Consider the following 14,358-nt stretch of genomic DNA (forward strand, 5'->3'; position numbering starts at 1 on the left):
TCAGACCTGAAGAATGGAAGAGACGAGAAGCTGGGTATAAGGCTCGCGGGGATCGTCGAGCACCCGGTCGGTCAGCCCCTGTTCGATCACATGGCCGTCCTTCATCACCATCATCCGATGGGACAGAAGGCGTGCAACCGCGAGATCATGGGTGACGACGATCGCCGACAGGCCGAGATCGTTGACGAGACCGCGCACCAGGTCGAGCAGGCGGGCCTGGACCGAGACGTCGAGACCACCGGTCGGCTCGTCCATGAACACCAGGCGCGGGCCGGTAACCAGGTTGCGGGCGATCTGCAGGCGCTGGCGCATGCCGCCGGAAAAGGCGCGCGGCTGGTCGTCGATACGGTCGGTGCCGATCTCGACGCGGGTCAGCCAGTCGCTCGCCGTCTCGCGGATCTTGCCGTAGTGCCGGTCACCGACGGCCATCAGCCGCTCGCCGACATTGGCGCCGGCCGAAACCGTCATGCGCAGGCCGTCGGCCGGGTTCTGGTGCACGAAGCCCCAGTCGGTGCGCATCAGGAAGCGCCGTTCGGCCTCGCTCATGTGGTAGAGGTCGCGGAAATTGCCGTCGCGCATCCGGTATTCGACACTGCCGGTCGTCGGCATCAGCCGGGTCGACAGGCAGTTGAGCAGCGTTGTCTTGCCGGAGCCCGACTCTCCGACGATGGCGAGCACTTCGCCCGGCCACAGGTCGAAGGAAACGTCCTTGCAGCCGATCCGGCTGCCGTAGAATTTCGAGACGCCGCTGACTTTGAGAAGAGGGGTGTCGGTCATTCCGCTGCCTCCTTGGCAGGCGCCAGCATGGCGCCGACATGGCCGTGTTCGCGGCGGTCCTCGCAATTGTCAGTGTCCGAACAGACGAACATGCGGCCGCCCTTGTCGTCCAGCACCACTTCGTCGAGATAGACGTTCTCGGCGCCGCAGAGCGCGCAGGGTTTGTCGAAGGTCTGGATTTCGAACGGATGATCCTCGAAGTCGAGGCTGACGACGTCCGTATAGGGCGGCACCGCGTAGATGCGTTTTTCGCGGCCGGCGCCGAACAGCTGCAGCGCCTCCGAGCGGTGCATCTTCGGATTGTCGAACTTCGGCGTCGGCGACGGGTCCATCACGTAGCGGCCCGCAACCTTCACCGGATAGGCATAGGTCTTCGAAATCCGGCCGTTATGGGCGATATCCTCGTAGAGCTTCACATGCATGAGCCCGTATTCTTCGAGCGCATGCATCTTGCGGGTCTCGGTCTCGCGCGGCTCGAGGAAGCGCAAGGGCTCCGGGATCGGCACCTGGTAGACGAGGATCTGGCCCTCGGCGAGCTTGTGCTCGGGAATGCGGTGGCGCGTCTGGATGATCGTCGCGTCCTTGGTGTGGGTGGTGACGGCGACGTTGGCGACCTTCTGGAAGAAGGCGCGGATCGAGACCGCATTGGTCGTGTCGTCGGCGCCCTGGTCGATCACCTTCAGCACGTCTTGCGGGCCGATGATCGCTGCCGTCACCTGCACGCCGCCGGTGCCCCAGCCATAAGGCATCGGCATTTCGCGCGACGCGAAGGGCACCTGGTAACCAGGGATGGCGATCGCCTTGAGGATCGCGCGGCGGATCATCCGCTTCGTCTGCTCGTCGAGATAGGCGAAGTTGTAAGTGGCGAGGTCCGTCATCTTGGAGTATCCTGTGACTGCATGAACCAACTAGAAGGAAAGGCTGTCATGGACGCCATCACTTCGAACGGATTGCTGGGCGTGGCCGTCTTCGCGGCCTTCGTCGCCTGCGGGATCATCATTCCCTTTTATGTCATCAAGCCGCCGAAAAACCGCGGCAGGGCCAACGCGAGCAGCGAGGGCGGTGGGGTCGGGGGCTACGGGAGCGGCTGCGACGGCGCCAACGCGGGCGGCGCCTGCGATGGCGGCGGAGGTGGTGACGGGGGAGGCGGCGGAGGCGACTGATCCGCCCCCGAACTGCGGCCGAACCGGCATCATTCGGCGGCCTCCTGCAGGCCATTGCCGCCATTGCGCGCCGTCTCGATGTCCGATCGCATCTTGCGCACAAGCGCCAGCTCGGCCTGGAAGTCGACGTAATGCGGCAGCTTCAGGTGCTCGACGAAACCGGTCGCCTGCACGTTGTCCGAATGGGAGATCACGAATTCCTCGTCCTGCGCCGGCGCGGTGATGTCCTCGCCGAGCTCTTCGGCACGCAGCGCCCGGTCGACCAGCGACATCGACATCGCCTTGCGCTCGCTCTGGCCGAACACCAGGCCGTAACCGCGGGTGAACTGCGGCGGCGCCTTCGACGAACCCTTGAACTGGTTGACCATCTGGCATTCGGTGATCCGGATGCGGCCGAGCGAGACGGCAAAACCGAGTTCTGCAACTTCGATCTCGACTTCCACTTCCCCGATCCGGACTTCGCCGACGAACGGATGGTTGCGGCCGTAGCCGCGCTGGGTGGAGTAACCGAGCGCCAGCAGGAAACCCTCGTCGCCGCGGGCGAGCGCCTGCAAGCGCAGATCACGGCTCATCGGAAATTCCATCGGCTCGCGGGTTAGGTCGCCGGCCTGATGGTCCTCGGAAAACTCGCCGTCCGCCTCGATCAGGCCTTCATGGGCGAGAATGTCGGAGACCCGCATGATGTGCTCCGCCGGCGTGTCGCGACGTTCCGGCTCGTCGACCGGTTCGTCGGTGAGCAGAGAAGGATCGAGCAGCCGGTGGGTATAGTCGAACGTTGCTCCGAGAAGCTGGCCGCCCGGCAGGTCCTTGTAGGTCGCCGAAACGCGCCGCTCGACCTTCATGGCGGCCGTATCGACCGGAACGGAGGAGCCGAAGCGCGGCAGCGTGGTGCGATAGGCCCGCAGCAGGAAGATCGCCTCGATCATGTCGCCGCGCGACTGGCGGATGGCAAGCGCTGCGAGCGCCCGGTCATAAAGCGAGGCCTCGGCCATCACGCGGTCTACGGCGAGGCCCAGCTGCTCGACGATCTGCTCGATGGTGACGGAGGGAAGCGAGCGATCGCCCCGACGCCGGTCGGCCAGCAGCCTGTGAGCATTGTTGATGGCGGCCTCGCCACCCTTGACGGCAACATACATGGTTCATTCTCCTGGCCATTACCGGCATCCCATCAAGATGCGGGAAGGTTTGGTCGTTTGGCCCCAAGCGGCGGCCCCAAGGTTAAAAAGTCGGTCGACCGTTCATTGGGTGGCGATGCGGACTGTCCGCGGCAGGCACAACAGGTTTTTGCCGGCCGTCAGGATGACATCGACGCCACGCGGGAAGAGCGCCCGGTTGTCGGCCCACAGCCGCAGAAAAACTTCCGGAAGGCCCTTCACCATGACGGTGGTCGCGTGCGGAATGCCAGGACCCGTCAATGTCAGCGGCAGGCCTTCGCCAAGTGCTGCGACCTCGATCATCAGCGTCGTTGAACGGTCGGGATATTCCTGCGTGCCGGCCGAGAAGAGGCCGAACGAGGCAAGCGCTGCCCCGGCCTCCACAAAGGCGAAGCGGGCCTCGGCCTTCTCGCGGGTGATCGGCGCACCGGTGTGGAAGCCGATCCACTCCCCGACGGCCGATTTGAAAAGCCCGGCGCTTAGCCACACGGGCGTTTCATGGTCGCAGAGCGTCACGGCGATCGCCCCGGCCGCTCCTCCAAGCGGTTCCGGCTGGCCGACATCCGGTCTGACGGTACGGATCGTTCCCGGACGGGCCATGCTGTCCATCAGCATGCGGAACACGTCCTGGGATTCGAAGACCGGTTCTCTAAATCCGCCGGAAAGCGCTTGCGTCTTGATGTTCATCAGTCGTCCCCCCGTACCATGGTGAAGAAATCGACGCGGGTCGCGGCCGTCTCTTCCGCCTTCTGTTTATCTTCCGTTGCGATGCGGGCCTCGATCGGACCGAGCAACGTAGCCTCCACGAAATCGCGCGTGCCGTCCTCTTGCCAGAGTGCGTCGAAAATGGCCGCGAGCCGGACATTCGCCTTCGCGGTGCCGAGCGCCTGCGCATGGCCGGCGGTGCCGGATGCCAGAAGCACGGTCGCACGCGTCACCGTCGCCTCGCCGAGATTGAAGGGTGCGCCGCCGCCGCCGATGCGACCGCGAACCATCACCAGTCCGGTCTCGGGCCTACGCACCGGCTTCACCTCCGGTTTGGCCGGAAGCTTTTCCCAGGCGGCATGCAGTTCGCTCGTCGTCGCGCGCGCAAGAAGCCCAGCGGCGCGTCGGCGCGCTGCGATTTCTGCATTCGGCTCGATTTGTTTCGCCAGGTCCATTGCCAAGCTCCTAAATGTCTATTGATATAGACAACCATACAAGTTATATGTACTACTAACTTTCTGATATAACAAGCGTGTGACATGGATACCGGGCAGACAAACGTTCACCGACAAAACGGCGTAGCGCTATGGCGGCAGATCGCCGACCGCATTCGCGCCTCGATCGCCAATGGCGACTACGACGCGACCGGCAAGGTGCCGCCGGAATTCACGCTGGCCGCGCAGTTCGGCGTCAATCGCCATACGGTCAGGAGCGCGCTTGCCGCCCTTGCTCAGGAGGGCATCGTTCGTTCGGTACAGGGGCGCGGTACGCTGATCGAGCGCAAGGAACGGCTGAACTTCCCGATCACGCGGCGCACCCGGTTCAGTGAGGGCATCGGCGACCAGGCTCGGGAAAAGGAAGGCCTGCTGCTGCATTCGGCCCAGGAACCGGCCACAGTCGACCTGTCGACCCGGCTGTGCATTCCTGAAGGTGCACAGGTGATCCGGCTGGAAACGCTGAGGAAAGCGGATCGCCGCCCGGTTTCCCGCTCGACGACCTGGTTTCCGGCCGACCGTTTCGGCGGCATCGAGGAGGCCTACAGCAAAAGCGGCTCGATCACGGTTGCATTCCGGACGCTCGGCATTTCAGATTATCTGCGTGTCTCGACGGAAGTGACGGCTACCCATGCCGACGGCGCGGATCTCGTCGACCTGCAGCTGTCGCCGGGAGCCATCATCCTCGTGGCCCGCGCGCTCAACACCGATACGGAAGGCGTACCGATCCAATACGCCGTCAGCCGCTTCCCGGCCGACATGGTGCAATTCACGATTGAGAATTGAAGTCGCCTATTCGGGCGGCCATTGGCGGGCGGTATGGATGATGCTTAAAATCCGCACCGCGCCTTCGCGCACGTCGTAGATCATCAGATAGCTGGGATGGGCGAGGAGCTCGCGCGTTCCAGAAACACGGCCGGGACGCCCCGAATAGGGATGGCGGGAGAGCTGGCCTGCCGCTATTGCAAACTGATCGTCCATGGCGACTGCGGCCATCGGATTTTCAAGGCGAATGTAATCGAAAATTGTTCTGCGATCGCGACGCGCTTGCGGCGTCCAGAGAAGCTTCATTGAGCGGACGATTTCCGCGCCTCTTCCCGTAAGGCAGCGAATTCGGTTTCGACGTCTTCTTCGGAAAGAAGGTCACCGGCATTCGCCGAATCTATCGCCTTCTGGACCTTTTGGCGAAACCAAACATCGTAATCCGCAGCTTCTTGCTGCTGCTTGATATAGTCGCGCATGAACTTGCGCAACAACTGCGCGCTTGTCTGATCGTCCGCTTTCGCAGCCTCGGTGAACGCGGCTTTCAGCTCTTCCTCGACGCGGAACGTGAATGTGGCCTCAGTCATCTTCAAATCCATGTGTTACGCTGTCAATACAATGTAACACATGGATCTTCTGGAGGCAAAGCTCAATGCGCGCCGGACATGTCGCCGAGAACGTCCTTGGAAGCGACGGTCGAGTCGGCCTTGAGCGTGTAGACCATCGGCACGCCGGTCGCGAGGTTGAGCTTGAGAATCTCTTCCTTGCTGAGGCGGTCGAGAACCATCACCAGCGAGCGAAGCGAATTGCCGTGCGCGGCGACGAGGACTTTTTCCCCACGCAGCACGCGCGGCAGGATTTCCGTCATGTAATAGGGCCAGACGCGGGCACCGGTATCGCGCAGGCTTTCGCCGCCCGGCGGTGGAATGTCGTAGGAGCGGCGCCAGATATGCACCTGCTCCTCACCCCACTTGGCGCGCGCATCGTCCTTGTTGAGGCCGGAAAGATCGCCGTAGTCGCGCTCGTTGAGCGCCTGGTCGCGGATCGTCTCGAGATCCGGCTGGCCGACCTTGTCGAGGACGATCTTCAACGTGTCCTGGGCGCGCTTCAGCACCGAGGTGAAGGCGATGTCGAACTTGATGCCTGTTGCAGCCAGCGCTTCGCCGCCGGCTTCGGCTTCCTGGACGCCGAGCGGCGTCAGATCCGGGTCGCGCCAGCCTGTGAAAAGGTTCTTGAGATTCCAGTCGCTCTGGCCGTGGCGAACGAGGACGAGAGTGCCGCTCATGGGATGAATTCCTCCGGGAAGATTTTCAGGAAAGCCCGAGCACGTCGAGCATGGAATAGTGGCCGGGCTTCTTGTCGCGCGCCCAGAGCGCCGCGGCAACCGCGCCGCGGGCGAAGATCGAGCGGTCGCGCGCGCTGTGCGCGAGTGTCACCAACTCGCCTTCGCCGGCAAGCACGACGGAATGGTCGCCGACGACCGAGCCGCCGCGCAGCGTCGCAAACCCGATCGTGCCGGTCGGACGGGCGCCCGTATGGCCGTCGCGCACCCGAACGGATTGGCTTGCGAGATCGATGCCTCGGCCTTGCGCTGCGGCTTCGCCGAGCAGTAGTGCCGTTCCGGATGGCGCGTCGACCTTGTGCTTGTGATGCATTTCGACGATCTCGATATCCCAGCCGGCGGCCGGCAAGGCCTTCGCCGCCTGCGCGACGAGCACACCGAGCAGATTGACGCCGAGGCTCATATTGCCGGACTTGACGACGCGCGCATGACGGCCGGCCGCCTTGAATTTTTCCTCGTCCTCGACCGAGCAGCCGGTCGTACCGATCACATGGACGATCCGTGCCTGCGCGGCGAGGACCGAGAAGGCGACGCTGGTCGCCGGCGTGGTGAAATCGAGGACACCGTCGGCATCGAGAAAAGCCTTCAGCGGATCGGAGGTTACGGGAACGTCAAGAGTTCCGACACCCGCAAGCTCGCCGGCGTCCTTGCCGATGAACGGCGAACCCTCGCGCTGAACGGCCGCGTGCAGTGTCACGCCTGCTGTTTCATGGATGACCCGGATCATTGCCTGGCCCATCCGGCCTGCAGCACCAACCACCACGAGTTTCATGTCATTTGCGGTCATGCGCGGCGCAGTCCTTGCTTCGTCGGTCAGTCTTTTGGAGCGGTTACAGCTTGTCGGGGCGAGCGTAAAGGCCGCTTCCGCACTGCGCAAGCATCTCTTGCAGGTCGTATCCAGGAAACCGAGCCTCGCCCGCGACGATCATCTCGGGCCGCACCTAACGTTGCCAGCGGCGGCCATCCATGGAAAGGCCGTAGGCGGAAGGCGTGCGGGCAAAGCTTGCAAGGCCGGCCAGCGCCGCCTGGGGATGGGTCACCACGAAGGTCGGGATAGTGCCCATCAGCTCCGTATGCGGCGCTTTATCCTCGAAGGCGGCGCGGAACTCTGGGCCTTTCAGCGCCGGAACGATCTTCTGCGAAATGCCGCCGGCGAGATAGACCCCGCCCCGCGCCATGAAGATCAGCGCCATATCGCCGGCGACCCGGCCGAGATAGGTGGCAAACAGCGAAAGCGTTTCGACGGCCTGGGAATTCGAGCGGTTCAGACCGTGGGCCGTGACATCCGCCGGTTCGGAAAACGCCGGCTGCAGACCGTCGGCCGCACAGACGGCCTGGTAGATGTTGACGACGCCCCGCCCGCTCAGGATTTCTTCCGCGGAAACGCGACCCTCGATGCGCTTGAGGTGCGGAAAGATCTCGAAATCCCGTTCCGAGCGCGGGCCGACATCCACATGTCCGCCTTCGCCGGGAACCGGAAACCACATGTGCCGCGCATAGACAAGGCCTGCGACGCCGAGGCCGGTACCGGGGCCGAGCACCACGCGCGACGCCATATGCGGCTCGCTGTTGGCACCGAGCGTCTCGCGGTATTCGTCGGGCATGGCCGCGACGGCAAGCGCCTGGGCTTCGAAATCGTTGACGACCAGCACGTCCTCGAAGCCGAGATCGGCAATCATGCCTTTCGGCCGCACCACCCAGTCGCAATTGGTCAGGTCGATCTCGTCGCCATCGATCGGCCCCGCGATGGCAAGGATCGCCGAACGGGGCTTTACCGAACTCCTGTCGAGCACGATTTTCTGGATCGCGTCATCGATCGTCGGGTAGTCGGCGGTGCGCACGTTCGGGAACGGCTTCGGTTCCGCATCGGCGTCGAGGAGGATCGAGAAGCGGGCATTGGTGCCGCCGATATCACCGATCAGGATCGGAAAGGGCAGCTTGTCTGTCTTCATGTTATCGGCCATCGGGAAGCTTAGTCCTTCTGAAAGTCGATGAGTTTTTCGGCGGTGGCGCGGTTGAGCGCCATCGGTATGTCATAGACCGTTGCAAGCCGCGTCAGCGCCTTGACGTCGACATCGTGGGGAAGCGCGCTCAAGGGATCGATGAAGAAGATCAGCATGTGGACCTCGCCGGTGGCGATCATCGCGCCGATCTGCTGGTCGCCGCCGAGCGGGCCGCTCTTCAGCCGCGTCACTTCGAGGCCGGGGCAGGCATCCTGAACCCGGCCGCCCGTCGTGCCGGTGGCGACGATGCGGAACCGCGAAAGCGCCACCTGGTGATGGCGGGCAAAATCCGCCATGTCGTCCTTCTTCTGGTCGTGCGCGATCAGCGCGATGCAGGGCTTGGCCGACATGATTGGGTATCCTCACCAGAACGATATTCAATCGATTTGTGACGCGTTCTAGCGTGCCGCTTCGTTCTTGGAAAGGTGGCGTCGACACCGGCGTTTTCGATTGCCGGCCTCATCCGGAACTATTGCAGCGGACGTGGCGTCGGGATCGGCATGTCGTCGGAAGCAGCCGGCGGATCGTTGACGATCGCCTCGATAGTCTTTGCCGGTGCCGACGCGGCAGGCTGAGCCGTGTAGGCCACGGCGCTGCCGCCAAAGGTGGCGTCGTCTTCGGAGCGCGCGGGGGCGGCAAGCACGGCTGCACAGGCTTTCGGCAGATCCGAGAGCATGACTTGGCGAGGCTTGACCGGCTTCTTGTTCGGGTCCGGCTTGGGTGGCGGCGCCCACGGCTCCTTGCTGAACCACCAGGCGAGGGAATTGTCGCAGCCGTCGCCCTTGGTGACCGGTGCCTGGCTCTGGCAGGCCGTAGCGCCGGCCGGGCAGTGGATGCGGATATGGAAATGTTCGTCATGGCCGTAGATCGGCCGGACCTTGCCGAGCAGGCTTCGATCGCCGGTCCAGGTTTCGCAAAGCTTCTTCTTGATGGCCGGGTTGACGAAGACCCGCTCCACCTGCGGATAGCTCGCCGCCTGCATGACGACCTTGGCGTGGGTGCTGGTCCAGCGGCTGGGATCGACGGTCAGGAACTTGCTCTTGTCGAGCATGGAGGTAAACGGCAGGCTTTCGCGTTGCTGTGGGCTCAGAGGCTGGGCGGGCTTCGGCGTGAACCAGATATCGGCGTCGAGGCCGATCTGGTGTGAGGCGTGGCCTGTGAGCATCGGACCGCCGCGCGGCTGGGAAATGTCGCCGACCAGAATGCCGGAACCCCAGCCGAGCCTTGCGGCATCGCCGGAGAACCGCTCGAGCAATGAAATCATTGCCGGATTGCCCCAGCGGCGGTTGCGCGAGAGGCGCATCGCCTGCCAGGTCGGTCCGTCGGTGGGCAGCGCCACGGCGCCGGACATGCAGCCCTTCGCATAGAAACCGAGCGGCTCCGCCTCCGCCATGCTCGGGAGCTTCACGGTGCCAAAAAGCTGTTTCGCCGGCGTGCCTTCCTGCGCTGCCACCGGCCCTACAGAGGTGCCGCAGAGGAAAGCAGTCACCGTCAGCCGCAAAATAATACCCGAAATCGATCTCATGCCCATCCGCCGCAAATCACCTGATCGCCTCGAATCTACCGTGAAACAGGATTTTGGTGAAATGGAGATGGTGGAAGCTTTGCCGATTTCCGGAAGATAAACGCCGGATAAAACGGATGTGAGCGCCGAACTCCTGTTTTTCGCCGCCTTTTGTCCTATGCTTCACCGCAACAGAGAAACTCGGAAGAGGTAACGAATGGTTCTGGCTCGGCTGAAGGTAGGTTTCGCGATCGTCCTGGCGGCGGTTCTCGCAGCGTCGAACGTGCCGGCCCAGGAACCCAAATGGCGGCATGGCATGGCCGTTGTCGGTGACCTCAAGCTGCCGGAAGGCTTCAAGCAGCTCCCCTATGTCGATGTAAACGCGCCGAAGGCCGGCGAACTGCGCCTCGGCGACGAAGGCACGTTCGACAACCTCAACCTGGTGATCGACCGGGGTGCCGTGGCTTCGGGTGTCAGCCTGATCTACGACACGCTCATGAAGCGCTCGGAGGACGAGGTTTTCGGCACCTACGGCCTTCTGGCCGAGGCGGTGTCCTATCCGGACGACGTGTCTTCGGTGACCTTCCGGTTGAGGCCGGAGGCGAAATGGTCGGACGGGCAGCCGGTCACTCCGGAGGACGTGATCTTCAGCCTGGGGAAGCTGAAGGAGCACAGCGCCCTTTATTCCGGCTACTATCGGCACGTCATCGGTGCTGAAAAGACCGGCGATCGCGAAGTGACCTTCCGCTTCGACGAAAAGAACAACCGCGAACTGCCCTCGATCGTCGGCGATTTTCCGGTCCTGCCGAAGCACTGGTGGGAAGGCAAGGACGCACAGGGCAACCAGCGCGACATTTCCCGCACCACCCTGGAGCCGCCGATCGGGTCCGGACCCTACAAGATCGGCGCTGTTCAGCCGGGCTCCACCATTCGCTACGAGCTGCGCGACGACTACTGGGGCAAAAATCTGCCGATCAACCTCGGCCAGTATAACTTCCGGACGATCAGCTATACCTATTTTTCGGATGCCGACGTGGAATTCGAGGCCTTCCGGGCCGGTACGATCGACTACCGCCAGGAAAACAGTTCGAGCCGCTGGGTCACGCGTTACGATTTCGATGCGGTGAAGGACGGGCGGGTCATCAAGGAAGCGCTGACCAATCCGTTCAAGGCCGTCGGCGTCATGCAGGCTTTCGTGCCGAACATGCGGCGTGACATCTTCAAGGACGCGCGGGTCCGCGAAGCGCTGAACTACGCCTACGACTTCGAGGATCTCAACAAGAACCTTGCCTATGGCGGCCTGAAGCGGGTCGATAGCTTCTTCTGGGGCACCGAGCTTGCGTCCTCCGGCCTGCCCCAGGGAAAGGAACTGGAGATTCTCAACGGGTTGAAGGACAAGGTTCCGGCGAGGGTGTTCACGACCCCCTATACCAACCCCGTCGGTGGCGACCCCAACAAGGTGCGCGACAACCTGCGCACGGCCGTGAGCCTGCTGAAGGGGGCCGGCTGGGAGCTGAAGGGCAACCGGATGGTCAATGCCAAGACCGGGCAGCCCTTGGGTTTCGAAATTCTCCTGAACAGCCAGTCGCAGGAGCGCACCGTGATGCCCTATGTGACAAGTCTCAAGAAAATCGGCATCGATGTCCGGCTCCGGATCGTCGACGCATCGCAATACATCAATCGAATCCGCAGCTTTGACTACGACATGATGTACGGGGTTTGGGCCCAGACCATGAACCCCGGCAACGAACAGTCCGACTACTGGGGATCGGCGTCCGTCAGCCGGCCGGGATCACGCAACTATGCAGGCATCGCCGATCCAGCGGTGGATCAGCTGATCAACATGATCACCTTTGCCCAGAACCGGGAGGATCAGGTGGCCGCCGTCAAGGCGATGGACCGGGTGTTGCTCGCCAACCACTATGTGGTCCCGATGTTCTATTCCGGCGAAGCGAGGATCGCCTACTGGAACCGCATCACGCATCCGCAGAGACTGCCGGAATACAGCACAGGTTTCCCCGACACCTGGTCGGCCAGAAGCGCCGCGAAGTGAAGAACTGGGCGCGCACTTGCGTCGCCGACCGGCACCTGTTCCAAATGAACCCGTATGATTCGCACCGCAAAAAGAGGAAAGAGCCATTTGATCGGCATTGGAATATGCGCTGAGACAAGCCCTGTAGCCACGGGCAGGGAGCTCTGATGGGCGCCTATATTCTCCGCCGTCTTCTGCTGATGATACCGACGATCGTCGGCATCATGGCGATTTCCTTCCTCGTCGTGCAGTTCGCGCCGGGCGGCCCCGTCGAGCAGGTGATCGCTCAGATCCAGGGCCAGGATACCGGCGACCGGCTTTCCGGCGGTGGCGGTGACCTGCTCCAGCAACAGGGCGGAGGCGAGGAAAGCCGTTATCGCGGCGCCCAGGGCCTTGATCCGGAATTCATCGCCAAGCTCGAGAAGCAGTTCGGTTTCGACAAGCCGCCGGCGACGCGGTTCCTCGAAATGATGTGGAACTACATCCGCTTCGACTTCGGCGAGAGCTTCTTCCGCAATACCTCGGTGCTCGATCTGATCATCGATAAGATGCCGGTATCGATCTCGCTCGGCTTCTGGATCCTGATCGTCTCCTATCTGATCTCGATCCCGTTGGGCATTCGCAAGGCGGTTAAGGACGGCTCGACCTTCGACGTCTGGACCTCCGGCGTCATCATCATCGGTTATGCAGTGCCAAGCTTCCTGTTCGGCATCCTGCTGATCGTGCTCTTCGCAGGCGGTTCCTTCTTCGACTGGTTCCCGCTGCGCGGCCTGGTTTCGGACAATTTTTCGGAACTTTCCTGGTGGGAAAAGGTCATCGACTATTTCTGGCACCTGACATTGCCGTTGATCGCCATGTCGCTTTCGGCCTTCGCCACCACCACTCTGCTGACCAAGAACTCGTTCATCGACGAAATCAAGAAACAGTATGTGACGACGGCGCGTGCCAAGGGCCTCAACGAGCGGCAGGTGCTCTACGGCCACGTCTTCCGCAACGCCATGCTGATCGTCATCGCAGGGTTTCCCGGCGCCTTCATCTCGGCCTTTTTCACCGGCTCGCTGCTGATCGAGAACATCTTCTCGCTGGATGGACTGGGGCGCCTCGGTTATCTCGCGATCGTCAACCGCGACTACCCGATCGTTTTCGGCACGCTCTACATCTTCTCGCTGATGGGCCTGTTCGTCAGCCTGATTTCGGACCTGATCTATACCTGGATCGATCCGCGCATCGATTTCGAGCGGAGGGATGTCTGATGGAGGCGACCGCCGCAAAGACCACCGTACAGACGGCACCGCCGCAGAAGCGGCCCTGGATTTCGCCGACCAACCGGCGACGGCTTGCCAATTTCCGCGCCAACAAGCGCGGTTACTGGTCCTTCTGGCTGTTCATGGTCCTTTTCGTGCTCAGCCTGTTTGCGGAATTCATCGCCAACGACCGGCCGATCGTCGCCTCCTACAAGGGCGAGATCCTCTACCCGGTCCTGGTGGACTATCCGGAAGAGAAGTTCGGCGGCTTCCTGGCGACGACCGATTACCGCTCCGACTACATCCAGCAGGAAATCGAGACAAACGGCTGGATGGTCTGGCCGCCGATCCGCTATTCCTACCAGACGGTCAATTCCAACATCCCCCATTCGGCGCCGACCGAACCCTTCTGGCTGATGGAGAAGGCGGATCGCTGCGCCGCCTATCCGCAGAAGGATCAGGACCCGAACTGCATCCTCGGCAACCTGAACTGGCTCGGCACCGACGATCAGGCACGCGACGTGACCGCCCGCATGATTTACGGCTTCCGCATCTCCGTCCTGTTCGGCCTGGTGCTGACGGTCTGCTCGGCAGTAATCGGGGTGACGGCCGGCGCGGTCCAGGGTTATTTCGGCGGCTGGACGGACCTGCTGATGCAGCGGTTCATCGAGATCTGGTCGTCCATGCCGGTTCTCTACATCCTGCTGATCATCGCCTCGATCCTGCCGCCAGGGTTCTTCGTCCTGCTCGGCATCCTTCTGCTTTTCTCCTGGGTCGGTTTTGTCGGGGTGGTGCGCGCCGAATTCCTGCGGGCGCGCAATTTCGAATATGTCCGCGCCGCCCGCGCGCTCGGCGTCGGCAACTGGACGATCATGTCCCGGCACCTGCTGCCGAACGCCATGGTCGCGACGCTGACCTTCCTGCCCTTCATCCTGTCGGGTTCGATTGCGACGCTGACCTCGCTCGACTTCCTGGGCTTCGGCCTGCCGGCAGGTTCCCCGTCTCTCGGCGAGATGATTTCGCAGGGAAAGAACAACCTGCAGGCGCCATGGCTCGGCTTCACCGCCTTCTTCACCATGTCCCTCATGCTTTCGCTGCTGATCTTCATCGGCGAGGCCGTGCGCGATGCCTTCGATCCCAGAAAGACGTTCGGGTGATGGCGGGTCGTAATTGCATGA

The 14,358-nt window shown here is 62.6% G+C and carries 17 protein-coding genes; 5 read left to right on the forward strand and 12 right to left on the reverse strand.

The genetic code is table 11. From position 1 onward, the window contains the following. A complete protein-coding gene (gene phnK / locus ACSQ3G_RS21580) occupies nucleotides 1-777 on the reverse strand; it encodes a phosphonate C-P lyase system protein PhnK (RefSeq protein WP_436111481.1) in 777 nt (258 codons plus the stop codon). Next, the gene (locus ACSQ3G_RS21585; protein WP_046667229.1) at nucleotides 774-1,655 is read right to left on the reverse strand and encodes an alpha-D-ribose 1-methylphosphonate 5-phosphate C-P-lyase PhnJ; all 882 of its coding nucleotides are present in this window, start codon (nucleotides 1,653-1,655) and stop codon (nucleotides 774-776) included. Before ACSQ3G_RS21585 ends, phnK begins: the two co-directional genes overlap by 4 nt. Before the next feature lie 48 nt (nucleotides 1,656-1,703). On the opposite strand from ACSQ3G_RS21585, the gene ACSQ3G_RS21590 reads away from it, so the two are divergent. After that, entirely contained in the window at nucleotides 1,704-1,940 is a 237-nt protein-coding gene (locus tag ACSQ3G_RS21590) for a hypothetical protein (protein WP_250809149.1), read from the forward strand. Nucleotides 1,941-1,969: 29 nt separating this feature from the next. Here the strand turns inward: ACSQ3G_RS21590 and ACSQ3G_RS21595 are convergent, their stop codons facing one another. The 3 genes from ACSQ3G_RS21595 to phnG all read right to left on the reverse strand — a co-directional run bounded on the left by ACSQ3G_RS21595 (nucleotide 1,970) and on the right by phnG (nucleotide 4,254). Then, complete coding sequence (locus ACSQ3G_RS21595; RefSeq protein ID WP_436111482.1) at nucleotides 1,970-3,076, reverse strand: carbon-phosphorus lyase complex subunit; 1,107 nt, start codon at nucleotides 3,074-3,076, stop codon at nucleotides 1,970-1,972. 102 nt (nucleotides 3,077-3,178) lie between these two features. Further along, entirely contained in the window at nucleotides 3,179-3,781 is a 603-nt protein-coding gene (gene phnH, locus ACSQ3G_RS21600; protein ID WP_436111483.1) for a phosphonate C-P lyase system protein PhnH, read from the reverse strand. Then, nucleotides 3,781-4,254, reverse strand: coding sequence for a phosphonate C-P lyase system protein PhnG (gene phnG, locus ACSQ3G_RS21605; protein WP_436111484.1), 474 nt, complete (start codon nucleotides 4,252-4,254; stop codon nucleotides 3,781-3,783). The genes phnH and phnG overlap by 1 nt, the downstream gene beginning before the upstream one ends. Nucleotides 4,255-4,338: 84 nt before the next feature. On the opposite strand from phnG, the gene phnF reads away from it, so the two are divergent. Continuing rightward, the gene (phnF, locus tag ACSQ3G_RS21610) at nucleotides 4,339-5,079 is read left to right on the forward strand and encodes a phosphonate metabolism transcriptional regulator PhnF (RefSeq protein ID WP_436111485.1); all 741 of its coding nucleotides are present in this window, start codon (nucleotides 4,339-4,341) and stop codon (nucleotides 5,077-5,079) included. A 6-nt stretch (nucleotides 5,080-5,085) separates the two neighbouring features. Here phnF and ACSQ3G_RS21615 read toward each other — a convergent pair whose 3' ends face one another. The 7 genes from ACSQ3G_RS21615 to mepA form a co-directional block, all read right to left on the reverse strand. Next, nucleotides 5,086-5,364 (reverse strand): type II toxin-antitoxin system RelE/ParE family toxin, encoded by a 279-nt coding sequence (locus tag ACSQ3G_RS21615; RefSeq protein WP_105438804.1) that lies wholly within the window; start codon nucleotides 5,362-5,364, stop codon nucleotides 5,086-5,088. Then, the gene (locus ACSQ3G_RS21620) at nucleotides 5,361-5,654 is read right to left on the reverse strand and encodes a CopG family ribbon-helix-helix protein (RefSeq protein ID WP_436111486.1); all 294 of its coding nucleotides are present in this window, start codon (nucleotides 5,652-5,654) and stop codon (nucleotides 5,361-5,363) included. The genes ACSQ3G_RS21615 and ACSQ3G_RS21620 overlap by 4 nt, the downstream gene beginning before the upstream one ends. Nucleotides 5,655-5,704: 50 nt before the next feature. Next, nucleotides 5,705-6,340: a 2,3-bisphosphoglycerate-dependent phosphoglycerate mutase gene (locus ACSQ3G_RS21625; protein ID WP_436111487.1), complete on the reverse strand. Its 636-nt coding sequence runs from the start codon at nucleotides 6,338-6,340 to the stop codon at nucleotides 5,705-5,707. Between the two features lie 25 nt (nucleotides 6,341-6,365). Then, nucleotides 6,366-7,184 (reverse strand): 4-hydroxy-tetrahydrodipicolinate reductase, encoded by an 819-nt coding sequence (gene dapB / locus ACSQ3G_RS21630; protein ID WP_436111488.1) that lies wholly within the window; start codon nucleotides 7,182-7,184, stop codon nucleotides 6,366-6,368. Between the two features lie 154 nt (nucleotides 7,185-7,338). Then, a complete protein-coding gene (locus ACSQ3G_RS21635; RefSeq protein ID WP_436111489.1) occupies nucleotides 7,339-8,361 on the reverse strand; it encodes a glucokinase in 1,023 nt (340 codons plus the stop codon). 8 nt (nucleotides 8,362-8,369) lie between these two features. Next, on the reverse strand, nucleotides 8,370-8,750 hold the full coding sequence (locus tag ACSQ3G_RS21640; protein ID WP_105402340.1) for a methylglyoxal synthase: 381 nt from the start codon (nucleotides 8,748-8,750) through the stop codon (nucleotides 8,370-8,372). Nucleotides 8,751-8,869: 119 nt separating this feature from the next. Beyond that, nucleotides 8,870-9,925: a penicillin-insensitive murein endopeptidase gene (gene mepA, locus ACSQ3G_RS21645; protein ID WP_436111490.1), complete on the reverse strand. Its 1,056-nt coding sequence runs from the start codon at nucleotides 9,923-9,925 to the stop codon at nucleotides 8,870-8,872. Nucleotides 9,926-10,121: 196 nt separating this feature from the next. On the opposite strand from mepA, the gene ACSQ3G_RS21650 reads away from it, so the two are divergent. The 3 genes from ACSQ3G_RS21650 to ACSQ3G_RS21660 all read left to right on the forward strand — a co-directional run bounded on the left by ACSQ3G_RS21650 (nucleotide 10,122) and on the right by ACSQ3G_RS21660 (nucleotide 14,337). Continuing rightward, on the forward strand, nucleotides 10,122-11,957 hold the full coding sequence (locus ACSQ3G_RS21650; RefSeq protein WP_436111491.1) for an extracellular solute-binding protein: 1,836 nt from the start codon (nucleotides 10,122-10,124) through the stop codon (nucleotides 11,955-11,957). A 146-nt stretch (nucleotides 11,958-12,103) separates the two neighbouring features. Further along, a complete protein-coding gene (locus ACSQ3G_RS21655) occupies nucleotides 12,104-13,189 on the forward strand; it encodes a microcin C ABC transporter permease YejB (RefSeq protein WP_046667238.1) in 1,086 nt (361 codons plus the stop codon). Continuing rightward, complete coding sequence (locus ACSQ3G_RS21660; RefSeq protein WP_436111492.1) at nucleotides 13,189-14,337, forward strand: ABC transporter permease; 1,149 nt, start codon at nucleotides 13,189-13,191, stop codon at nucleotides 14,335-14,337. Before ACSQ3G_RS21655 ends, ACSQ3G_RS21660 begins: the two co-directional genes overlap by 1 nt. Nucleotides 14,338-14,358: the final 21 nt, after the last annotated feature.

The organism is Neorhizobium tomejilense (assembly GCF_964254135.1).
Lineage (GTDB): Bacteria > Pseudomonadota > Alphaproteobacteria > Rhizobiales > Rhizobiaceae > Neorhizobium > Neorhizobium tomejilense.